The sequence below is a fragment of the Bacillus sp. FCW2 genome, from assembly GCF_021228595.1.
In the GTDB taxonomy this organism is placed as follows: Bacteria; Bacillota; Bacilli; order Bacillales; family Bacillaceae; genus Bacillus; species Bacillus velezensis.
The window spans coordinates 1965247-1987210 of sequence record NZ_CP089436.1 but is presented as its reverse complement, the minus strand read 5'-3'; the positions used below and the strand labels follow the sequence as shown (position 1 = coordinate 1987210).

At 48.8% G+C, this 21964-nt stretch carries 20 protein-coding genes, 1 riboswitch and 1 other annotated feature; all 20 genes read left to right on the top strand.

Annotated elements, in window-relative coordinates; genetic code table 11:
* The first annotated feature begins 5 nt into the window (after positions 1–5).
* Positions 6–284 (top strand): YggT family protein, encoded by a 279-nt coding sequence (locus tag K3G25_RS10130; protein WP_003154408.1) that lies wholly within the window; start codon positions 6–8, stop codon positions 282–284.
* 61 nt (positions 285–345) lie between these two features.
* Positions 346–1116 (top strand): YlmH family RNA-binding protein, encoded by a 771-nt coding sequence (locus K3G25_RS10125; protein ID WP_163093979.1) that lies wholly within the window; start codon positions 346–348, stop codon positions 1114–1116.
* Positions 1117–1210: 94 nt separating this feature from the next.
* Positions 1211–1705 (top strand): septum site-determining protein DivIVA, encoded by a 495-nt coding sequence (divIVA, locus tag K3G25_RS10120; RefSeq protein WP_003154406.1) that lies wholly within the window; start codon positions 1211–1213, stop codon positions 1703–1705.
* Positions 1706–1766: 61 nt separating this feature from the next.
* Positions 1767–1995, top strand: a binding site (T-box leader).
* Positions 1996–2046: 51 nt separating this feature from the next.
* Complete coding sequence (gene ileS, locus K3G25_RS10115; protein ID WP_095060020.1) at positions 2047–4812, top strand: isoleucine--tRNA ligase; 2766 nt, start codon at positions 2047–2049, stop codon at positions 4810–4812.
* A 149-nt stretch (positions 4813–4961) separates the two neighbouring features.
* Positions 4962–5333, top strand: a complete 372-nt coding sequence (locus K3G25_RS10110; RefSeq protein ID WP_003154399.1) for a TraR/DksA family transcriptional regulator — start codon at positions 4962–4964, stop codon at positions 5331–5333.
* A gap of 101 nt (positions 5334–5434) precedes the next feature.
* Positions 5435–5896, top strand: a complete 462-nt coding sequence (gene lspA, locus K3G25_RS10105; protein WP_014417726.1) for a signal peptidase II — start codon at positions 5435–5437, stop codon at positions 5894–5896.
* Position 5897: 1 nt separating this feature from the next.
* Positions 5898–6812 carry an RluA family pseudouridine synthase gene (locus K3G25_RS10100; protein ID WP_021493711.1) on the top strand — a complete coding sequence of 305 codons (915 nt, stop codon included), beginning with the start codon at positions 5898–5900 and terminating at the stop codon, positions 6810–6812.
* A gap of 188 nt (positions 6813–7000) precedes the next feature.
* A complete protein-coding gene (gene pyrR, locus K3G25_RS10095) occupies positions 7001–7546 on the top strand; it encodes a bifunctional pyr operon transcriptional regulator/uracil phosphoribosyltransferase PyrR (protein ID WP_232489716.1) in 546 nt (181 codons plus the stop codon).
* A 154-nt stretch (positions 7547–7700) separates the two neighbouring features.
* The gene (gene pyrP, locus K3G25_RS10090) at positions 7701–9011 is read left to right on the top strand and encodes a uracil permease PyrP (RefSeq protein WP_025649477.1); all 1311 of its coding nucleotides are present in this window, start codon (positions 7701–7703) and stop codon (positions 9009–9011) included.
* A 141-nt stretch (positions 9012–9152) separates the two neighbouring features.
* The gene (locus K3G25_RS10085; protein ID WP_174747572.1) at positions 9153–10067 is read left to right on the top strand and encodes an aspartate carbamoyltransferase catalytic subunit; all 915 of its coding nucleotides are present in this window, start codon (positions 9153–9155) and stop codon (positions 10065–10067) included.
* Positions 10051–11337 carry a dihydroorotase gene (locus K3G25_RS10080; protein ID WP_232489715.1) on the top strand — a complete coding sequence of 429 codons (1287 nt, stop codon included), beginning with the start codon at positions 10051–10053 and terminating at the stop codon, positions 11335–11337. Before K3G25_RS10085 ends, K3G25_RS10080 begins: the two co-directional genes overlap by 17 nt.
* Positions 11334–12428 carry a carbamoyl phosphate synthase small subunit gene (locus K3G25_RS10075; protein ID WP_109566930.1) on the top strand — a complete coding sequence of 365 codons (1095 nt, stop codon included), beginning with the start codon at positions 11334–11336 and terminating at the stop codon, positions 12426–12428. The genes K3G25_RS10080 and K3G25_RS10075 overlap by 4 nt, the downstream gene beginning before the upstream one ends.
* A complete protein-coding gene (gene carB / locus K3G25_RS10070) occupies positions 12413–15628 on the top strand; it encodes a carbamoyl-phosphate synthase (glutamine-hydrolyzing) large subunit (protein WP_232489714.1) in 3216 nt (1071 codons plus the stop codon). Before K3G25_RS10075 ends, carB begins: the two co-directional genes overlap by 16 nt.
* Positions 15625–16395 carry a dihydroorotate dehydrogenase electron transfer subunit gene (locus K3G25_RS10065; protein ID WP_063636628.1) on the top strand — a complete coding sequence of 257 codons (771 nt, stop codon included), beginning with the start codon at positions 15625–15627 and terminating at the stop codon, positions 16393–16395. The genes carB and K3G25_RS10065 overlap by 4 nt, the downstream gene beginning before the upstream one ends.
* The gene (locus K3G25_RS10060; RefSeq protein ID WP_003154377.1) at positions 16395–17330 is read left to right on the top strand and encodes a dihydroorotate dehydrogenase; all 936 of its coding nucleotides are present in this window, start codon (positions 16395–16397) and stop codon (positions 17328–17330) included. The genes K3G25_RS10065 and K3G25_RS10060 overlap by 1 nt, the downstream gene beginning before the upstream one ends.
* On the top strand, positions 17299–18018 hold the full coding sequence (gene pyrF, locus K3G25_RS10055) for an orotidine-5'-phosphate decarboxylase (RefSeq protein ID WP_024085288.1): 720 nt from the start codon (positions 17299–17301) through the stop codon (positions 18016–18018). Before K3G25_RS10060 ends, pyrF begins: the two co-directional genes overlap by 32 nt.
* Positions 18015–18647 carry an orotate phosphoribosyltransferase gene (gene pyrE / locus K3G25_RS10050; protein WP_017417751.1) on the top strand — a complete coding sequence of 211 codons (633 nt, stop codon included), beginning with the start codon at positions 18015–18017 and terminating at the stop codon, positions 18645–18647. The genes pyrF and pyrE overlap by 4 nt, the downstream gene beginning before the upstream one ends.
* Before the next feature lie 101 nt (positions 18648–18748).
* Positions 18749–18853, top strand: a riboswitch (SAM riboswitch).
* Positions 18854–18980: 127 nt separating this feature from the next.
* Positions 18981–19682, top strand: a complete 702-nt coding sequence (locus K3G25_RS10045; protein WP_128496627.1) for a phosphoadenylyl-sulfate reductase — start codon at positions 18981–18983, stop codon at positions 19680–19682.
* A 12-nt stretch (positions 19683–19694) separates the two neighbouring features.
* Complete coding sequence (locus tag K3G25_RS10040) at positions 19695–20759, top strand: sulfate permease (RefSeq protein ID WP_012117522.1); 1065 nt, start codon at positions 19695–19697, stop codon at positions 20757–20759.
* Between the two features lie 48 nt (positions 20760–20807).
* Positions 20808–21956, top strand: coding sequence for a sulfate adenylyltransferase (sat, locus tag K3G25_RS10035; RefSeq protein WP_232489713.1), 1149 nt, complete (start codon positions 20808–20810; stop codon positions 21954–21956).
* The last annotated feature ends 8 nt before the right edge of the window (positions 21957–21964 follow it).

The window sequence follows — 21964 nt, the reverse complement described above, 5'->3', positions numbered from 1 at the left end:
GCAGGATGATTCTTTATCAAATTTTTTCCGTTCTGAGTTATTTAATTTACATCTACTCGTTTGCCCTGATCATCTATATCTTTATGTCATGGGTGCCGAGTACGAGAGAAACGGCGGTCGGACGGTTTCTCGCAGCGATTTGCGAACCGTATTTAGAGCCGTTCAGAAGGATCATTCCGCCCATTGCCATGCTGGATATATCCCCGATTGTAGCGATTATCGTGCTTCGGTTTGCCACGACGGGACTTTGGGGCCTATACCGCATGATCGCAATGTATACTTGAATGCGACAGTTTGATACGGGCTTGGCACCAGCCAAGCCTCTTTACATAGAAAGGAAAGAACATGAGCGATATTTACCAGCACTTCAGACAAGACGAGCGGCCTTTTATTGATCAGGCGCTTGAATGGAAACAGATTGTCCTGGACCAGTATCTGATGAAGCTGACTGATTTCTTAGATCCCAGAGAACAGGTGATTGTAAAAGCCGTTATCGGCGACGCCTGCGGTCTTGCGTTTTTCGGAGGATATGACAGAGCTGAGCGCAAACGCGCGATTTTATACCCTGAATATATGGAACCTGAACAGGATGATTTTGAGCTTCGGGCTTTTGACGTTCAATACGCTGAAAAATTCGTCAGCATTGACCACCGCTCTCTTCTCGGATCATTAATGGGGATCGGCTTAAAGCGGCAGAAATACGGCGATCTGATTTTCTCAGAGGAAGCCGTGCAGCTCATCGTCTCCGGTGAAATCGCCGATTTTGTCAGCACTCAGCTGACCAAAGCGGGCAAAGCGCCGGTAAAGCTTGAGAAAATCGAGCTTTCCGCTCTTCACATTCCCGCTTCAGATGTCGAAATAAGGGATGACACGGTTTCTTCATTGCGTCTCGACGCCGTCTGCGCTTCAATGAGCAGGCAATCCCGTCAGAAAGCGCAGGCGCTTGTGAAAAACGGGCTCGTTAAGGTGAATTGGAAAGCCATTGAAGATCCGTCTTATCAGGTTGCTGAAGGGGACATGCTCTCGATTCGCGGCTTCGGACGATGCAGTTTGGCAAAAGTTGACGGAAAAACGAAAAAAGACAAATGGAAAGTTACATTTGAACGGCAAAAATGAGTCGTTTTTTCAGTTTTTTTCTCCATCTGTGCCGTATTTGTTTTATAATGTGAACTAGATAACCGTACTGAAATGTAAAAATGGAGGTGGCAATATGCCATTAACGCCGAATGATATCCATAACAAAACGTTTACAAAAGGTTTTCGCGGATATGATGAAGATGAAGTAAATGAATTTTTAATGCAGGTCAGAAAAGATTACGAAATCGCACTCCGTAAAAAAACGGAGCTTGAGGCGAAAGTGAACGAGCTGGACGAAAAAATCGGCCACTTTGCCAATATCGAAGAAACGCTGAATAAATCAATTCTCGTAGCCCAGGAAGCCGCAGAAGACGTAAAGCGCAACTCGCAGAAAGAAGCGAAGCTGATCGTCCGTGAAGCAGAAAAAAATGCTGATCGCATCATCAATGAGTCGCTTTCCAAATCAAGAAAAATCGCAATGGAAATTGAAGAGCTGAAAAAACAGTCTAAAGTCTTCAGAACACGTTTCCAAATGCTGATTGAGGCGCAGCTCGACCTGCTGAAGAACGATGATTGGGATCATCTGCTGGAATATGAAGTCGACGCGGTTTTTGAGGAAAAAGAATAATTTTCTGATTTTCTTGACATTCTCTGGCCCGTTCGAATATAATACGTTCATAAATTCAGATGAAAAGACGATTGAAAGGGACCGGCATGACTCAAAACAGGCTATAAAGCGACCCGGGGAAGGTGAAAGCCCGGGATGGCCGGAATCATGCGGATCAGCCCTTTAGTTTCCTTTCTGAACCGAGAGTAGGAAAGGACGTTCCATCACGTTACGATGTTCGAGAGGAAAAGACGGATGATCCGTTTTTTCTAAAAGGGTGGTACCGCGAGATAAGCTTTCTCGTCCCTTATGGGATGAGAGGGCTTTTTTTATTTTCTGAAAAATGTTGTGGAGGAATGAAAATGGATTACAAAGATACGCTGTTAATGCCGAAAACAGATTTTCCGATGCGCGGAAATCTGCCGAATCGTGAGCCGGACATGCAAAAAGACTGGGAGGAGCAGGACATTTACCGTCTTGTTCAAGAACGGACGAAAGACCGCCCGAAATTCGTGCTGCATGACGGACCTCCTTATGCAAACGGAGACATCCACATGGGCCATGCCCTGAACAAAATCCTGAAAGACTTCATCGTCCGCTATAAATCAATGAGCGGCTACAACGCACCGTACGTGCCGGGCTGGGATACGCACGGACTGCCGATTGAAACGGCGCTGACGAAAAACAAAAAGGTCAACCGCAAAGAAATGTCAGTAGCGGAATTCCGCAAACTATGCGAAGAGTACGCTTGGAAGCAAATCGAGGGACAGCGTGAGCAATTCAAACGTCTTGGTGTCCGCGGTGACTGGGAAAACCCATACGTGACATTAAAACCGGAATACGAAGCGCAGCAAATCCGCGTATTTGGTGAAATGGCAAAACGAGGCTACATTTACAAAGGCCTTAAACCGGTTAACTGGTCACCTTCAAGTGAGTCTGCTCTGGCTGAAGCCGAGATCGAATATCAAGACAAACGTTCAGCATCTATTTACGTCGCTTTTGGTGTAAAAGACGGAAAAGGCGTTCTTGAAAACGGCGAGCGCATCATCATTTGGACAACAACGCCTTGGACAATTCCGGCGAACCTCGGAATCTCAGTGCACCCTGATCTTGAGTACAGCGTGATTGCAGTAGGTGAAGACCGCTTTGTCGTAGCAAGTGCCTTAGTCGAAAGTGTTGCATCAGCATGCGGATTTGATCAGTATGAAGTGACAAGAACGGTCAAAGGAAAAGACCTTGAGAACATTACCGCTGAACACCCGCTATATGGCAGAGACTCTCTCGTTATGCTTGGTGAACACGTAACAACTGATGCCGGAACAGGCTGTGTTCATACAGCGCCAGGACATGGGGAAGATGACTTTATCATTGGCCAAAAATACGGTTTAGATGTGCTTTGCCCGGTCGATGAAAAAGGTGTAATGACAAGCGAAGCTCCTGGGTTTGAAGGCATGTTCTATGATGATGCAAACAAAGCGATCACACAGCAGCTCGATGAAAAAGGCGCACTTGTGAAGCTTGAATTCATTACTCATTCTTATCCGCATGATTGGAGAACAAAAAAACCAACCATTTTCAGAGCGACAGCGCAATGGTTTGCGTCTATTAAAGATTTCAGATCAGACCTGCTGGATGCCATTAAAGAAACCAAATGGGTTCCTGAATGGGGTGAGCAGCGTTTGCACAACATGGTTCGGGACCGCGGAGACTGGTGTATTTCCAGACAGCGTGCGTGGGGTGTGCCGATTCCGGTATTTTACGCTGAAAACGGAGAACCGATTATTACAGATGAAACCATTGAACATGTTTCTGAATTGTTCAGACAGCACGGATCAAACATTTGGTTTGAAAAAGAAGCAAAGGATCTTCTTCCGGAAGGCTTTACGCATCCTGGCAGCCCGAACGGCACATTTACAAAAGAACAGGATATCATGGATGTTTGGTTTGATTCAGGCTCTTCACATCAAGCAGTACTTGAAGAACGTGATGACCTCGTTCGCCCGGCTGATTTATACCTAGAGGGATCTGACCAATATCGCGGCTGGTTTAACTCTTCTCTTTCTACAGCAGTAGCCGTAACAGGAAAAGCGCCGTATAAAGGTGTGCTCAGCCATGGGTTCGCACTGGATGGAGAAGGACGCAAGATGAGTAAATCAATCGGTAACGTTGTTGTTCCGGCTAAAGTCATGAAACAGCTTGGTGCCGACATCTTAAGATTATGGGTATCGTCAGTGGATTATCAGGCGGACGTTCGCGTGTCTGACGCCATTCTGAAGCAGGTTGCGGAAGTATACCGGAAAGTCCGCAACACGTTCCGCTTCCTTCACGGCAACCTGTTCGATTTCAATCCAAGTGTCAATGCCGTTGATGTAAAAGATCTCCGCGAAGTGGATCAATATATGCTGATCAAGCTGAATAAGCTGATTGATAAGGTGAAAAAAGCGTACGATGAATATGAATTTGCGGTGGTTTATCACAGCATTCACAATTTCTGTACGATCGAGCTCAGCTCCTTCTATCTTGATTTTGCAAAAGATGTTGTGTACATCGAGCATGCGGATCATCCGGACCGCCGCAGCATGCAGACCGTCTTTTATGAAACGCTGCTGGCGTTAGTGAAGCTGACGGCGCCGATTCTCCCGCATACGGCGGATGAAATGTGGTCTCACTTATCATTTGTTGAAGAAGCAAGCGTGCAGCTGACAGATATGCCGGAAACCATTGCTGTTCCGGACAGTCAAGCGACAGAAGAAAAGTTCGACCGCTTCATGGAGCTTCGAAACGACGTGCTGAAAGCTTTGGAAACAGCCCGTAACGAAAAAATTATCGGAAGATCATTGGAAGCGAGCCTGACTTTGTATCCGAACAAAGAAAACCGCGACCTCTTGTCATCCATTAAAGAAAACATCGCGCAGCTGTTTATCGTCTCAGAACTGACAGTAAAAGACGAAAGTGAAGCGCCTGAAAACGCGCAAAGTTTCACAACAGGAAAAATGACCGTAGAAAAAGCGGAAGGCCAGATGTGTGAGCGTTCCCGCGTCATTTCTAAAGATGTCGGAGCCAATCCGAAATATCCGACATTATCACTGCGCAATGCAGAAATCGTTGAAAAATATTATCAAAAATAATAAATGGGAAAGCGCCCGGTGTCAGCCGGGCGCTTTTTTACATGCCAGCAATGTCATCGATTAGAACGACAGGAAAAATCTTATGGGCTTCAAATGGCGCTCTGGGGGCAACAATAAAGCCATAACATCAAGAGCAGGAGTTGTGATGAATGAATGATCAACTGACCGCAATCCACACGGAGCTTCTCATGATGAAAGAAGAACTTCAATCAAGATTATTCGAATATTCTTGCTTTCAAATGTCAGCATCTGTTGAACCTTCAATGAACGACCAAGAAGCAACTCTGATCTATCATATAAAAGAAGAACTTCAGGACGTTCTTCTTGCCCTGTCTAAGTTTGAAAACAATACGTACGGTTATTGTGAAAAAACAGGCGCCCCCATTCCGATTGAAAAACTTGCGGTGTTGCCGACGGCCAGAACCGCTGATGATTTTTATTATCCCGCTCAATTTGAAAAGAAAACCCTTCCATATTGGGAACCCGGAGATTATGCATATGATCAGGCGCTGTATGAGTGACAGCGTCTGTTTGCATGCGCTTATGATCTGCCTTTACTCTGGCATCTTTTACTGATAAAATTCATAAAGGATAAAAGTAACTGTATACTGGAGGAACGTGTGTGCTTTATTATCTTATCGCTCTTTTTATTATTATTGCCGACCAATTGACCAAATGGCTTGTCGTCAGCCATATGGAATTGGGACAAAGCATACCTGTCATCAATCAGGTGCTTTATATCACATCTCATCGCAACACGGGAGCGGCGTGGGGGATTTTAGCCGGCCAAATGTGGTTTTTCTACGTCATTACCATCGCCGTGATTATCGGAATCGTTTATTACATACAGCGTTATGCAAAAGGGCAGATGTTACTCGGAATTTCTCTCGGCTTAATGCTGGGCGGTGCGGCCGGAAACTTTATTGACCGGGCAGCGCGCCAGGAAGTGGTGGATTTTATTCATGTCATCATCGTGGATTATCACTATCCGATTTTTAATATCGCGGACTCCTCACTGTGCGTCGGTGTAATACTTTTATTTATTCATATGCTGTTTGACAGCGGTAAAAAGAAGGAGCAATAACATGAATCAATTTGAGATAACCGTTCAGCCTGAACAAAAGAGCGAACGGATTGATAAATTTTTGGCTTCAACGGGAGAAAACTGGTCACGCACTCAAGTGCAGCAATGGGTAAAAGAGGGACTGGTATCCGTTAATGGCAAATCCGTAAAAGCGAACTACAAAATGCAGCCCGGCGATCAGGTAAACGTCACCATTCCTGAACCGGAAGAACTGGACGTGCTTGCGGAGCCGATGGATTTGGACATTTACTATGAGGATCAGGACGTCTTGGTTGTGAACAAACCGCGGGGCATGGTTGTACACCCGGCGCCCGGCCATGTGACAGGGACGCTTGTAAACGGATTGATGGCTCACTGCAACGACCTTTCCGGCATTAACGGCGTCATGCGCCCGGGAATCGTCCACCGTATTGATAAAGATACTTCCGGTCTGTTAATGGTCGCTAAAAACGATATGGCGCATGAATCACTCGTTAATCAGCTCGTCAATAAAACCGTGACCAGAAAGTACACAGCGGTTGTCCACGGGATGATTTCACATGATGACGGAACGATTGACGCTCCGATCGGGAGAGATAAAAAAGACCGTCAAAGCATGACCGTAACAAGAGAAAGCAGCAAAAACGCAGTTACGCATTTCCACGTGCTTGAGCGTTTTCAAGATTTCACGCTCGTAGAGTGCCGTCTTGAGACCGGAAGAACGCATCAGATCCGTGTTCATATGAAATATATCGGGTTTCCTTTGGCAGGCGATCCGAAATACGGACCGAGAAAAACCGTTGATTTTAACGGTCAGGCGCTTCATGCCGGAATATTAGGTTTTGACCACCCGCGGACGGGCGAATACATTGAGTTTGAAGCGCCCCTTCCTGAAGATATGAAAAAACTCATTGAAGATTTAAGAAATAGCCATTGACAGCGAGTTTCTTTTCTGAAATAATAAAAACAAGCTGAATAGATTCTTTAACACAGTCCAGAGAGGCTGAGAAGGATAACGGATAGGACAGAAGAGATACACGTGTGTCTTCGTCCTGGAAAGGAACCCCTCTATGCTCTGGCAGGAGGGGTTTTTTCTTCTTATATACGAATGGAGAGGTGTCACGAGTGAATCAAAAAGCTGTTATTCTCGACGAACAGGCCATCAGAAGGGCGCTCACAAGGATAGCCCATGAAATGATCGAACGGAATAAAGGAATGTATGACTGCATTCTTGTAGGAATTAAAACAAGAGGCATTTATTTAGCGAAGCGGCTGGCCGAGCGGATCGAACAGATTGAAGGGAATCCGGTCACCGTCGGGGAAATCGATATCACCCTTTACCGTGACGATCTCACGAAAAAAACGAGCAATGAAGAGCCGCTTGTAAAAGGCGCGGACATTCCGGCCGATATCACAGACCAAAAGGTCATTGTGGTTGATGATGTGCTTTATACCGGCCGGACGGTGAGAGCTGCGATGGATGCCCTCGTTGATGTCGGGCGGCCGTCATCAATACAGCTTGCCGTGCTTGTCGACAGAGGGCACCGGGAACTGCCGATCAGAGCGGACTATATCGGGAAAAACATTCCGACCTCAAAAGCTGAAAAAGTGATGGTTCAGCTGAGCGAAGTTGATCAGACTGATATGGTCGCCATTTATGAAAATGAATAATCACCCTTTTTAAATGCATTCCAGAGAGTTTGCAAAGAGGATTTTAAAACACAAAGCCGGGCGGATCGACGCGGCCGGGTTTTGTATGCCTCTTTGCGCAAAAAGCAAAGAGGTTTTTTTATACCATTTGAAAGTCAACCGGGAGGAAAACGCCATGAGTAAGAAAAAAGTAAACCTGGGAGTCAGGGACGTCCCCAATCCATTGTCCTGGCTGTCATTCAGCCTGCAGCATTTATTCGCCATGTTCGGCTCAACCATACTCGTGCCGAAACTGGTCGGAATGAGCCCGGCAGTGGCGCTTGTCACGAGCGGAATCGGGACACTCGCCTATCTCTTGGTGACAAAAGGCCAGATTCCCGCTTATCTCGGCTCATCATTCGCCTTTATATCACCGATTATCTTGGTGAAGGCGACGGGAGGGCCGGGGGCTGCCATGGTCGGCGCTTTCCTGGCGGGAATTGTGTACGGCCTGATCGCACTTCTCATCAGGCAGCTTGGAACGGGGTGGCTGATGAAGCTGCTGCCCCCGGTGGTCGTCGGGCCGGTCATCATCGTCATCGGCCTCGGACTGGCAAGCACAGCCGTCAATATGGCAATGTATGCTGATCCGAATGCGAAGGAACTCGTCTACAGCTTGAAACATTTCAGTGTAGCCGGCGTCACTTTGGCAATCACCATTATCTGCGCCATCTTTTTACGGGGATTTTTAAGCCTGATTCCGGTATTGATCGGCATTATAGGCGGATATCTGTTTGCGCTGACACAGGGCATCGTCAATTTTCAGCCGGTCATTGATGCAAAATGGTTCGCCGCTCCTGAATTTATCATCCCTTTCAAAGACTATACGCCGTCAGTGACATTGGGCATTGCGGCTGCGATGGTGCCGGTCGCTTTCGTGACGATGTCAGAACATATCGGCCACCAAATGGTGCTGAGTAAAGTCGTCGGACAGGATTTCATTAAAAAGCCGGGACTGCACCGCTCCATAATGGGGGACAGCGTAGCGACGATTATCGCTTCGTTAATCGGCGGCCCGCCGACGACAACATACGGCGAAAACATCGGTGTACTGGCAATTACGAGAGTTTTCAGCGTCTTTGTCATCGGCGGCGCGGGTGTGATTGCGCTGTGCTTCGGATTTATCGGAAAAGTATCAGCGCTGATCAGCTCTGTTCCGTCCGCGGTTATGGGAGGCGTTTCCTTCCTGCTCTTCGGAATTATCGCCTCCAGCGGCTTAAGAATGCTGATTGACAACAACATTGATTATGAAAACAAGAGAAATTTAATTATCACATCCGTCATCCTCGTGATCGGCGTCGGAGGGGCTTTTATTCAAGTATCAAAAGGCGGGTTCCAAATATCCGGCATGGCGCTTGCGGCAATCGTCGGAGTCATCCTGAACCTCATCCTGCCGCATGCAAATGAAGAAGACGCGATTGCATCAGAAAAACAAAATCATATGTAAAACCTTTTAAAGAAAGTCCAGAGAGGCTTGGAAGGGTTATAACGGGAAGAAGCTGTACGCTGCTTCTCTCTTTAACCGCACCCCGAGTCTATAGACCGGGGTGTTTTTTACGGCCTTCAAGCGGAAACGGAGGAGAAAAACATGAATCATTTAACGGCGATGTCTGAACTGAGCACGGCTGAAATTACAGAACTGCTGTGTGAGGCAAAAGCGATAAAAGAGGGAACAGTCCGCCCCGATCTCGCGGGAAAATTTGTTGCGAATCTGTTTTTTGAACCGAGCACGAGAACGCGGTTCAGTTTTGAAGTGGCGGAAAAGAAACTCGGAATGAACGTGCTCAGCTTAGACGATACGAGCACAAGCGTTCAAAAAGGCGAGTCCTTATATGACACGGTCAAAACACTGGAATCAATCGGAGCGGACGCCTGCGTCATCCGGCACAGCACGGATGAATATTACAAAGATCTGACCGGCAGAGTCAATATTCCGATCTTAAACGCCGGCGACGGCTGCGGCCAGCACCCGACTCAGTCATTACTCGATTTAATGACGATTCAAGAGGAATTTGAGACCTTTCAGGGCCTGACGGTTTCCATTCATGGCGATATCAAACACAGCAGGGTGGCAAGGTCGAATGCCGAGGTGCTGACAAGGCTCGGCGCACGCGTGCTGTTTTCTGGTCCGCCGCAATGGCAGGATGAGAAAAACGCCTTCGGCACCTGTGTTCAGACGGATGAAGCCATACAAGCTTCAGATGTCGTCATGCTGCTCCGCATCCAAAATGAAAGGCATCAGACAGAAGCCGACCAAAAAGGCTACCTGGAAGCATACGGGCTGACCGCAAAGCGGGCGGGGAGCATGAAGCGGCATGCCATCATCATGCATCCCGCACCGGTGAACAGAGGAGTCGAAATTGACACAACATTAGTTGAATGCGGAAAATCAAGAATCTTTAAACAAATGGAAAATGGTGTGTATATCAGAATGGCAGTCTTAAAAAGAGCACTGCAAACCAATGTGAAAAGGGGAGAAGCGGCTTATGTCTTATCTCATTAAAAACGGCTGGATGTTAAATGAACAAGGAGAAAAAGTGGTACAGGATATCCGGGTAACGGGTGAATTCATTACGGAAACCGGGCTTCTGACAGCGAAAGACGGAGAAACGGTGATCGACGCTGAGGGACTGTTCGTTTCACCGGGGCTCGTAGACCTTCATGTCCACTTCAGAGAACCGGGCGGCGAGGAAAAAGAAACCATTGAGACGGGCTCTAAAGCCGCGGCGCGGGGCGGCTTTACCACAGTCGCAGCCATGCCGAATACAAGACCGGTGCCGGATACGAAAGAGCAGATGGAATGGCTGCAAAACCGGATCAAAGAAACCTCATCTGTCAGGGTCCTTCCTTACGCATCCATTACGATCAGACAAACCGGCGAAGAAATGACAGATTTTGAGGCGCTTCATGAAGCGGGCGCATTCGCCTTCACCGATGACGGCGTCGGCGTTCAGACGGCCGGAATGATGTATGAAGCCATGAAACGGGCGGCTTCAATGAATAAAGCGATTGTCGCTCATTGTGAGGATAACTCGCTTATTTACGGAGGAAGCGTGCATGAAGGATCTTTTTCAAAAGCGAACGGCCTGAACGGCATACCTTCCATTTGTGAAGCGGTACATATCGCCCGTGACGTCCTGCTAGCGGAAGCGGCGGACTGCCATTACCATGTGTGTCATATCAGCACGAAAGAATCCGTCAGAGCCGTAAGAGACGCAAAAAAAGCGGGAATCCGCGTGACGGCGGAAGTGTCGCCGCACCACCTGCTGCTTTGTGACGAAGATATCCCGGGACTTGATACCAATTTTAAAATGAATCCGCCGCTTCGCAGCAAAGAGGACAGAGAGGCGCTGATTGAAGGGCTGTTAGACGGTACGATTGATTTCATCGCCACTGACCATGCGCCGCATACAGAAGAAGAGAAAAACACGGATATGAAGCTTGCGCCTTTCGGTATCGTCGGTTTAGAAACAGCCTTTCCGCTTCTGTACACACATTTTGTGAAAAACGGGACGTGGACGCTGAAGCAGCTGGTTGATTTCATGACGGTAAAACCTTGCGAGGCATTCGGTCTTCCGTACGGAAAGCTTGCACCGGGGGCGCCGGCTGACATTACCCTGATTGATCTGGAAAAAGAAGCGGCCATTGACAAAGATACATTTTTATCTAAAGGAAAAAATACGCCATTCAACAAGATGAAGTGCTTCGGCTGGCCTGTTGCAACGATGGCTGCCGGTAAGCTTGCATACGAAGAAGGGAGACTCGTCAAATGAAAAGAAGACTAGTGCTGGAAAATGGAGCGGTATTTGAGGGTGAAGCATTCGGGAGCCTGGAACATACCGCGGGTGAAGTTGTATTCAACACGGGAATGACCGGTTATCAGGAAATTTTATCAGACCCTTCTTACTGCGGGCAGATCGTGACGCTGACGTATCCTCTGATCGGCAACTACGGAATTAACAGAGATGACTTTGAATCCATCACTCCTTTTGTAAAAGGGCTGATCGTAAAAGAACTGTGCGAGCTGCCTTCCAACTGGCGTTCGGCTTACACGCTTGACGAGTATTTGAAAATGAAAAATATCCCCGGCTTACAAGGGATTGACACGAGAAAGCTCACAAGAATGATCCGCACGGCCGGCGCATTAAAAGGAACGTTTGCTTCAAGTGAGGAGAATGTCGGAGAGGTTCTTGCAAGGCTGAAAGAAACGGAACTGCCGAGAAATCAAGTCGCTCAAGTATCTGCGAAAACGGCATATCCGAGTCCGGGCCGCGGCAAACGCATCGTACTCGTCGATTTCGGTATGAAGCACGGCATTTTAAGAGAGTTAAACAAAAGAAAATGCGATGTCATCGTTGTGCCGTACAATGTAACGGCGGAAGAAGTGCTTCAGCTCAAGCCGGACGGCATCATGCTTTCTAACGGACCCGGAGATCCGAAAGATGTGCCGGAAGCCATTGAAATGATAAAAGGCATACTCGGGAAGGTGCCGTTATTCGGAATCTGCCTCGGCCACCAATTATTTGCGCTGGCATCCGGAGCGGAAACGGAAAAAATGAAATTCGGACACAGGGGTTCCAATCATCCGGTTAAAGAGCTTGCGACAGGGAAAGTCGCTTTAACCGCCCAAAACCACGGATATACAGTTTCTTCAATAGATAAGACAGAGCTTGAAGTGACGCACATTGCGATCAATGATCAAACGATCGAAGGACTCAAGCATAAAACATTGCCGGCATTTACGGTTCAGTACCACCCTGAAGCTTCACCGGGGCCGGAAGACGCCAATCATTTATTTGACAGATTCATTGACTTGATCGAAACAACTGAGAAAGAAGGGGAAGCGGTATGCCAAAACGCGTAGATATTAAAAAGATTTTAGTGATCGGATCAGGCCCGATTATTATCGGACAGGCGGCGGAATTTGATTATGCGGGCACACAGGCGTGTCTCGCTTTAAAGGAAGAAGGCTATGAAGTCGTTCTCGTCAACTCGAATCCGGCAACGATTATGACGGATACGGAAATGGCTGATCGGGTATACATAGAGCCGCTGACGCCGGAGTTTCTCACGCGTATTATCAGAAAAGAACAGCCGGACGCCATCCTGCCGACTCTGGGAGGACAGACCGGACTGAACCTTGCCGTCGAGCTGTCTGAACTCGGGGTTCTTGAGGAATGCGGGGTGGAAGTGCTCGGCACAAAGCTGTCCGCCATCCAGCAGGCGGAAGACCGCGACTTATTCCGTACGCTGATGAATGAGCTGAATGAACCGGTGCCGGAAAGTGAGATCATCCGCACTCTACAGGAAGCCGAGGAATTTGTCGGCCGGATCGGGTTTCCGGTTATCGTGCGCCCCGCTTACACATTAGGCGGAACGGGCGGCGGCATCTGCTCGAATGAAGCAGAACTGAAAGAGATCGTCGAAAACGGATTAAAACTCAGCCCCGTCCATCAGTGCCTTCTGGAAAAAAGCATTGCCGGTTACAAAGAGATCGAATATGAAGTCATGAGAGACAGCAGAGATCACGCGATCGTCGTCTGCAACATGGAAAATATCGATCCGGTCGGCATCCACACGGGAGACAGCATCGTCGTTGCCCCGAGCCAGACTTTGAGCGACCGGGAATACCAGCTTTTGCGCAATGTTTCATTAAAGCTGATCCGCGCGCTCGGCATTGAAGGCGGCTGTAATGTTCAGCTCGCGCTCGATCCCGACAGCTTCCAATATTACATTATCGAAGTGAATCCGCGGGTGAGCCGCTCATCTGCCCTCGCTTCAAAAGCGACGGGTTACCCGATCGCAAAGCTTGCGGCGAAAATCGCAGTCGGGCTTTCTCTTGATGAAATGATGAATCCCGTAACGGGAAAAACATATGCGGCTTTTGAGCCCGCGCTTGACTATGTCGTTTCTAAAATCCCGCGCTGGCCGTTCGACAAATTTGAGTCGGCAAACCGCAGGCTCGGGACGCAAATGAAAGCCACCGGAGAGGTCATGGCCATCGGACGCACCCTTGAAGAATCGCTGTTAAAGGCGGTCCGCTCACTGGAAGCCGATGTCTATCACCTGGAACTGAAGGATGCGGAAGAGATTTCGGACGGACTTTTGGAAAAACGGATCAGAAAAGCCGGGGATGAACGCCTGTTTTATCTTGCTGAAGCGTTCAGAAGAGGCTATACAGTGGAGCAGCTTCATGAGTTTTCCGCAATTGACGTATTCTTTTTGCACAAGCTCTGGAAGCTGGTCGCTTTTGAAACAGAGTTGAAAGCGGAAAAAGGCAGCCTCGCCGTCCTTCAGACAGCGAAGGAACTCGGTTTCTCCGACAAATATATCAGCCGGGAATGGAATATGCCGGAACAAGAGCTGTACCAAATGCGAAAAGAAGCAGACATCAAGCCTGTATATAAAATGGTGGATACATGTGCGGCGGAATTCGAATCAGAAACCCCGTACTTCTACAGCACATATGAGGAAGAGAACGAGTCTGAGGTTACTTCAAGAAAAAGCGTCGTCGTCCTCGGTTCCGGGCCGATCCGTATCGGACAGGGCGTCGAATTTGACTATGCGACCGTTCATTCTGTCTGGGCGATCAAGCAGGCAGGCTATGAAGCGATTATTATCAACAACAATCCTGAGACGGTGTCCACTGATTTCAGCATATCAGACAAACTGTATTTTGAACCGCTAACGGTTGAAGATGTCATGCACATCATCGATTTGGAACAGCCGGAAGGCGTTGTTGTCCAATTCGGCGGCCAGACGGCGATCAATCTTGCGGAAGAATTGAGCGCCCGCGGCGTCAAAATTCTCGGCACATCACTAGAAGATTTAGACCGTGCGGAAGACCGGGATAAGTTCGAGCAGGCGCTTGAGGCGCTGAATGTGCCGCAGCCGCTCGGAAAAACCGCCGTGTCGGTGAACGAAGCTGTCAAAATCGCCGCATCCATCGGCTATCCGGTACTTGTCCGCCCTTCGTATGTGCTCGGCGGCCGGGCGATGGAAATCGTCTATCACGAAGAAGAGCTGCTTCACTATATGAAAAATGCGGTCAAAATCAACCCGCAGCATCCGGTGTTAATCGACCGTTATCTGACGGGGAAAGAAATCGAAGTCGATGCCGTATCTGACGGCGAAACAGTCGTTATTCCGGGAATTATGGAGCATATCGAGCGGGCCGGCGTCCATTCAGGGGATTCAATCGCCGTCTATCCGCCTCAGTCTTTAAGCGAAGACATAAAGAAAAAAATCGAACAATACACTGTAGCCTTGGCAAAAGGCCTTAACATCATCGGGTTGCTGAACATCCAGTTCGTACTGTCGAAAGGCGAGGTGTATGTGCTTGAGGTAAATCCGCGGTCAAGCAGAACCGTGCCGTTCTTAAGCAAAATCACAAAAATCCCAATGGCGAACCTGGCGACAAAGGTCATTCTCGGCCAAAAGCTTGCTGATTTCGGCTATCAAGAGGGGCTGCAGCCTGAACAGCAGGGGGTATTCGTGAAAGCGCCTGTCTTCTCATTCGCGAAGCTGAGAAGAGTGGATATTACGTTAGGCCCTGAAATGAAGTCGACGGGAGAGGTCATGGGCAAAGATTCAACCTTGGAAAAAGCGCTCTATAAAGCGCTGATTGCTTCTGGCATTCAAATCCCGAACTACGGCTCAGTGCTGTTGACTGTTGCCGATAAAGATAAAGAAGAAGGACTGCTGATCGCCAAGCGGTTCCACGCCATCGGCTATAAAATCTTGGCAACGGAAGGAACGGCGGCTTATTTGAAAGACGCTCAGATTCCGGCTCAGGTCGTCGGGAAAATCGGCGAAGAAGGGAAAAATCTGCTCGATGTCATCAGAAACGGCGAAGCGCAATTTGTCATCAATACGCTGACAAAGGGCAAACAGCCGGCCAGAGACGGCTTCAGAATCCGCCGCGAATCCGTTGAGAACGGAGTCGCCTGCCTGACATCTTTAGATACGGCCGAAGCCATTTTGCGGGTACTGGAAAGCATGACATTCCGGGCGGATCATATGCCTGCATCCGAAACCAATCAAAAGGCGGCAGTCACGATATGAAGAAAGCGCATTTGACTGTTCAATCCAACTTAGAAATTGCCGACCGGATTTATAAGATGGTGCTGAAAGGAGAGCTTGTCCGGCACCTTACCGAGCCGGGTCAATTTCTTCATCTGAAGGTGAGTGACGCGGTCACGCCGCTATTAAGAAGACCGCTCAGCATTGCGGACGTCAATTTCGCCGCGAATGAAGTATCCGTTATCTACAGAGCTGACGGTGAGGGAACGCGTCTTTTGTCCGAGAAAAAAGAGGGCGGCAGGATAGACGTTCTCGGCCCTCTCGGCAACGGATTCCCCGTCCGGCGGATTGAACCCGGCAAAACCGCGCTGTTAGTCGGAGGCGGAGTCGGGGTTCCGCCTTTGCAGGAACTGTCAAAGCGCCTGACGGAAAAAGGCGTAAACGTCATTCATGTGCTTGGATTTCAATCAGCAAAGGATGTTTTTTACGAACAGGAATGTCGTGCGTACGGAGACACCTATGTGGCGACGGCTGACGGAACATATGGAGAGAAAGGATTTGTCACCGATATCATCCGTGAAAAGCAGCTCGAATTCGATGTCCTGCTAAGCTGCGGACCGACACCGATGCTGAAAGCTCTGAAGCAGCAGTACGGCCATAAAGAGGTTTACCTTTCGATGGAAGAGCGGATGGGCTGCGGCATCGGGGCCTGCTTCGCCTGCGTGTGCCGCACGGGTGAAAGCGATACATCCTATGTAAAGGTCTGCCTTGACGGGCCGGTATTTAAAGCTGAGGAGGTGGCGCTGTAATGTTAGAAGTGAATCTGCCGGGTCTCCAATTGAAAAATCCGATCATCCCCGCTTCCGGATGTTTCGGTTTCGGGAAAGAATATGCCGGATTTTACGATTTATCATGCCTCGGAGGCATTATGATTAAAGCCACGACGAACGAAGCCCGCTTCGGAAATCCGACGCCGAGAGTGGCGGAGACAAGCGCGGGAATGCTGAATGCCATCGGACTGCAAAATCCCGGCCTTGAGCATGTGCTCAATCATGAGCTGCCTTGGCTCGAACAATTTGACACGCCGATTATCGCAAATGTCGCCGGTTCTCAGGTGGACGACTATAAAGAAGTGGCCGAGCACATCAGCCAAGCTCCGAATGTGCATGCGCTTGAGCTTAACATTTCATGTCCGAATGTCAAAACGGGGGGGATTGCTTTTGGCACTGATCCCGTCATGGCGGCCGAACTGACAAAAGCGGTGAAAGAAGTTTCCGCAGTGCCTGTGTATGTGAAGCTTTCGCCTAATGTCGCAAACATAACCGAAATTGCCAAAGCGATTGAAGCGGCCGGTGCTGACGGTCTGACGATGATTAATACACTCATCGGGATGAGGCTCGATCTCAAGACGGGACGGCCGATCTTAGCAAATAAAACGGGCGGACTGTCAGGCCCGGCGATCAAACCGGTCGCCATCCGGATGGTATACGAAGTCAGCCAGGCCGTTCAAATCCCGATTATCGGGATGGGCGGCGTTCAGACCGCAGAGGATGCATTAGAATTTCTTCTTGCGGGAGCGAGTGCGGTTGCCGTCGGCACGGCGAACTTCGTCAATCCGTTCGTCTGCCCGGAAATCATAGAACAGCTCCCCCGTGTGCTGCGCCAACACGGCTTTCAATCTGTAAGTGAATGCATCGGAAGGAGCTGGAAACATGAAAAACAACCTGCCCATCATCGCGCTTGATTTTGCATCAGGGGAAGAGACTTTAACGTTTTTAGACTTGTTTGAAAAGGAAAGGCTTTTTGTCAAAACGGGGATGGAACTTTTTTATCAGGAAGGCCCCGCCATCATTCACCAATTAAAAGAACGGAATTGTGATATATTTTTAGATTTAAAGCTTCATGATATCCCGACTACGGTCAATAAAGCGATGAAGCGGCTTGCCGGCCTCGGCGTTGATCTCGTCAATGTGCATGCGGCAGGGGGCGCACGCATGATGCGCGCGGCCCTAGAGGGGCTTGAAGAAGGCACGCCGGCCGGCAGAAAACGCCCGTCTTTAATCGCGGTGACTCAGCTGACCAGCACTTCAGAGCAGGTGGCGAAGGAAGAGCTTCTGCTGCATAAGCCGCTGTTAGAAACGGTTGTGCATTACGGCAAAATGGCGGAAGAGTGCGGGCTGGACGGAGTGGTATGTTCGGTACATGAAACAAAAGCCATTTATGAAGCGGTCCGGCCTTCATTTCTGACAGTCACACCGGGCATCCGCACGGCCAGTGACGCAGCTGACGATCAAGTCCGGACGGCGACTCCGTCATTTGCGAAAGAAAACGGTTCGTCAGCCATCGTCGTGGGCCGCTCAATTACAAAAGCGGAAAACCCCGTTAAAGCATATGAAGCAATTAAACTGGAATGGGAGGGCGTTCGCCGATGAAACAGGCTATCGCAAAACATCTATTACACATTGAAGCTGTCTTTTTACGCCCGAATGAGCCGTTTACGTGGGCGAGCGGCATTTTATCACCGATCTATTGTGACAACCGTCTGACATTGTCGTATCCAAAAGTGAGAAATGATGTGGCGGACGGGCTCGGCAAACTGCTGAAAGAGCATTTTCCCGAGGCGGAGATGATCGCGGGCACTGCAACGGCGGGCATTCCGCATGCTGCGCTTCTCGCAGATCGTACAGGCGCGCCGATGTGCTACGTCAGAAGCAAACCGAAAGCGCACGGCAAAGGAAATCAAATAGAAGGCGCCATTAAGAAAGGACAAAAAACAGTCGTGATTGAAGACTTGATTTCTACCGGGGGCAGCGTGCTTGAAGCTGCGGCGGCCCTTCAAAGAGAGGGCGCGGAAGTCCTCGGCGTCATTTCCATTTTTACATACGGACTGCCGAAAGCAAAAGAAGCCTTTAAAAAAGCGGGTCTTCCTTATTACTCGTTAACGGATTATGACACGCTGATTGAAGTCGCGCTTGCAAACGGAACGATACATTCAGATGACATTGAAAAACTGAAATCATGGAAATTGAATCCCGAATCAAAAGATTGGTTTAAAAAATAATGACAATAAAAACAGGCCTCAGGGCCTGTTTTATTATTCCTATCAAAAAACTCGGGTTGACTTCTGTTAGAATTGTGCTAAAATTTAGTACAAATCTAAAAAGCTTATCAAGAGCGGCTGAGGGACTGGACCGATGACGCCCGGCAACCTGCGTGAATTGCAAGGTGCCGCATCCAGAAAAATGCACAGCATTTTGAAGATAAGGGCTATACCGGGTCATTGTCTTTCATTCCGCTGGATTGAAAGTTTTTTATATGAAAAAAAGATTGAGGGATAAGACAACCGGCAGAAAACAACAGCTGTTTGATTGTCTCCGGGAGGAGGAAAGAAAAAATGCTAACGTATGACACATGGGAAGAGCCGGCGATTACATTTCCGGAAGACGATTCCTATAAAGGCGCGCTGTCCGTTTTAAAATGGGCATACGGCCACTACGGAGACCAGCTTGTTTACGCGTGCAGCTTCGGGATTGAAGGCATCGTCCTGATCGATTTAATTTCTAAAGTAAAGAAAGACGCGGAAATCGTGTTTCTTGATACGGGTCTTCACTTTAAAGAAACATTTGAAACGATCGAAAAAGTGAAAGAGCGTTACCCGGGGCTGAACATTATCCTGAAAAAGCCAAGCCTTACTCTTGAGGAACAGGCCGAGGCTCACGGAGATAAACTGTGGGAAAGAGAACCGAACCAGTGCTGCTACATCAGAAAAATTCTGCCGTTAAGAGAAGCGCTCGCGGGGCATCCGGCATGGCTGTCCGGTCTTCGCCGGGATCAAGGGCCGAGCCGGGCGAATACGAATTTCCTGAATAAAGACGACAAGTTTCAATCAATTAAAGTATGCCCGCTGATCCATTGGACATGGAAAGACATCTGGAGATATACTTCCAAGCATGAGCTGGATTACAATATCCTCCACGATCAGGGGTATCCGAGCATCGGCTGTGAACCGTGCACTTCACCTGCGTTTACCGCGGAAGATTTGCGGAGCGGCAGATGGAACGGCATGGCGAAAACAGAATGCGGACTGCATGAATAAAGGAGCTGCTCGATGGAATTAGCCGCTATTTTATTCTGCCTGTTTTTTGCCATGAATATCGGAGCCAGCGGAGCCGCGGCTTCAATGGGAGTCGCTTACGGGTCCGGCGCCGTTAAAAAGAAAACGTATGCGCTGATCATCTGCGCGGCCGGAGTCCTGTCAGGGGCGGTTATCGGCGGCGGTGAAGTTGTTAAGACGATCAGCGGCGGAATCATTCCCGAACAAACCATTACGCTCACCATTGTCTGCATTATTATCGGATCGGCGGCGCTATCGTTATTCACGGCGAATGTGCTCGGCATTCCGCTGTCGACGAGTGAGGTCACTGTCGGGGCGATTGTCGGTGTCGGCGTCGCGTACAAAGTATTGTTTTTACAGCATCTTTTGGTCATCGTGAGTTTTTGGGTGCTTGTACCGTTTGTCGCGTTCTGTTTCACGTTTCTCGTCTCGAAGGTATTCAGTTCTCTGAATATTCGAGTCATTTCGAATCGGAAACAGAAGATTTTAGGGATTGTGCTGCTGATTGCGGGGTTTTGGGAAGCTTTTTCAGCCGGAATGAATAATGTCGCAAATGCAGTGGGCCCTCTGGTTGCTGCGGGCGTGCTCAGCGTGTCCAAAGGAACGCTGTACGGAGGCATCTTTGTCGCTCTCGGCGCTCTGCTTTTAGGACGTAAAGTGCTTGAAACCAACGGGAAAAAGATTACGAGATTTTCAGCCGGAGAAGGCATACTGCTTTCAGGAACCGGCGCGGGGCTTGTCATTATCAGTTCCGTCTTCGGTCTGCCGGTCCCATTGGCGCAAGTCACATCATCATCAATTATCGGTATCGGAATGGCCAAAAACGGGCCGAACGTTTTTCATAAAGAAGTCGTGAAAACGATGCTCAAAGTATGGGTCGTTTCGCCGTTTTTGTCACTATCGATTTCGTATCTGCTTGTCTCCCTGCTGTTAAAAGGAGATTACTATTCCATCTTTATGATGGCCAGCGTGCTTTTGGCAGCTGGCGGAGCCGCCAGTCTGATGAAAGCCATCCGAAAAGAGAAACGCTCTGTCCATGAACAAGGCGGGGGCATTTAACTATTAATCTGAGTTTATTTATCTGTTAACTGGGAGGAATCATGTATTATGAGTTTAGCACCGCACGGAGGAACATTAATTAACCGGGTGAATGAGCAGTATGATCTTACATCCGTCCAAAAAGAAATTGAGCTTGATTTGATTTCGTTCGCTGATTTAGAGCTGATCGGCATCGGGGGGTACAGCCCGATTGAAGGATTTTTCACAGAAAAAGATTACGTGTCAGTCGTTGAAAGTATGCGTCTGGCATCCGGGGTTGTCTGGTCCTTGCCGATCACGCTTCCGGTCGATTCAGAAAAAGCGGCTGAGCTTGCCGTCGGCGACACGGTGAAACTGACTTACGGCGGAGAAACATATGGCGTCGTCGACATCGAAGATATTTATACGCCGGATAAACAAAAAGAAGCTGTTCACGTATATAAAACCGATGATGCCGCGCATCCGGGCGTGAAAAAATTATTTTCACGCGGCGATACGTATATCGGCGGGCCGATCACATTAGTTAAAAAAGCGTCAAAGCAGTTTCCCGAGTTTACATTTGAACCTGCCGATACAAGACGAAGCTTCGAAGAAAAGGGCTGGAAAACCATCGTCGGTTTCCAAACGAGAAATCCGGTTCACCGCGCCCACGAATATATCCAAAAAACCGCGCTTGAGACGGTTGACGGCCTGTTTTTGAACCCGCTCGTCGGTGAAACAAAATCAGATGACATTCCGGCGGATGTCAGAATGGAAAGCTACCAGGTGCTGCTCGATCATTATTATCCGAAAGACCGTGTTTTCCTCGGCGTATTTTTGGCGGCAATGCGGTATGCGGGGCCGAGAGAAGCCATTTTCCACGCGCTTGTCCGCAAAAACTACGGCTGCACGCATTTTATCGTCGGCCGCGATCATGCCGGCGTCGGTGATTACTACGGCACATATGAAGCGCAAGAGCTGTTTGATCAATTTACAGCGGATGAACTCGGGATTACACCGATGAAATTCGAGCACAGCTTCTTCTGCCGGAAATGCGGCAACATGGGAACGGCCAAAACATGCCCGCATGACAGAGAAGACCACGTCATTCTGTCAGGAACAAAGGTTAGAGAAATGCTGCGAAGCGGCGTCATGCCGCCGGCGGAATTCAGCCGTCCTGAAGTTGTCGAGGTGTTGATTAAAGGGCTGAAAACGAAAGAAGAAGCAGGCGTTTCTTAAGGAGGAAA

Bases quoted from the DNA above. Each gene is read 5' to 3' on its own strand.
- K3G25_RS10100 (WP_021493711.1), top strand. From the start codon at position 5,898: ATGAATCAATTTGAGATAACCGTTCAGCCTGAACAAAAGAGCGAACGG.
- pyrE (WP_017417751.1), top strand. From the start codon at position 18,015: ATGAAACAGGCTATCGCAAAACATCTATTACACATTGAAGCTGTCTTT.
- K3G25_RS10085 (WP_174747572.1), top strand. From the start codon at position 9,153: ATGAATCATTTAACGGCGATGTCTGAACTGAGCACGGCTGAAATTACA.
- K3G25_RS10065 (WP_063636628.1), top strand. From the start codon at position 15,625: ATGAAGAAAGCGCATTTGACTGTTCAATCCAACTTAGAAATTGCCGAC.
- pyrF (WP_024085288.1), top strand. From the start codon at position 17,299: ATGAAAAACAACCTGCCCATCATCGCGCTTGATTTTGCATCAGGGGAA.
- divIVA (WP_003154406.1), top strand. From the start codon at position 1,211: ATGCCATTAACGCCGAATGATATCCATAACAAAACGTTTACAAAAGGT.
- K3G25_RS10060 (WP_003154377.1), top strand. From the start codon at position 16,395: ATGTTAGAAGTGAATCTGCCGGGTCTCCAATTGAAAAATCCGATCATC.
- carB (WP_232489714.1), top strand. From the start codon at position 12,413: ATGCCAAAACGCGTAGATATTAAAAAGATTTTAGTGATCGGATCAGGC.
- K3G25_RS10075 (WP_109566930.1), top strand. From the start codon at position 11,334: ATGAAAAGAAGACTAGTGCTGGAAAATGGAGCGGTATTTGAGGGTGAA.
- K3G25_RS10110 (WP_003154399.1), top strand. From the start codon at position 4,962: ATGAATGATCAACTGACCGCAATCCACACGGAGCTTCTCATGATGAAA.
- K3G25_RS10040 (WP_012117522.1), top strand. From the start codon at position 19,695: ATGGAATTAGCCGCTATTTTATTCTGCCTGTTTTTTGCCATGAATATC.
- sat (WP_232489713.1), top strand. From the start codon at position 20,808: ATGAGTTTAGCACCGCACGGAGGAACATTAATTAACCGGGTGAATGAG.
- K3G25_RS10080 (WP_232489715.1), top strand. From the start codon at position 10,051: ATGTCTTATCTCATTAAAAACGGCTGGATGTTAAATGAACAAGGAGAA.
- ileS (WP_095060020.1), top strand. From the start codon at position 2,047: ATGGATTACAAAGATACGCTGTTAATGCCGAAAACAGATTTTCCGATG.
- K3G25_RS10125 (WP_163093979.1), top strand. From the start codon at position 346: ATGAGCGATATTTACCAGCACTTCAGACAAGACGAGCGGCCTTTTATT.
- K3G25_RS10045 (WP_128496627.1), top strand. From the start codon at position 18,981: ATGCTAACGTATGACACATGGGAAGAGCCGGCGATTACATTTCCGGAA.
- K3G25_RS10130 (WP_003154408.1), top strand. From the start codon at position 6: ATGATTCTTTATCAAATTTTTTCCGTTCTGAGTTATTTAATTTACATC.
- pyrP (WP_025649477.1), top strand. From the start codon at position 7,701: ATGAGTAAGAAAAAAGTAAACCTGGGAGTCAGGGACGTCCCCAATCCA.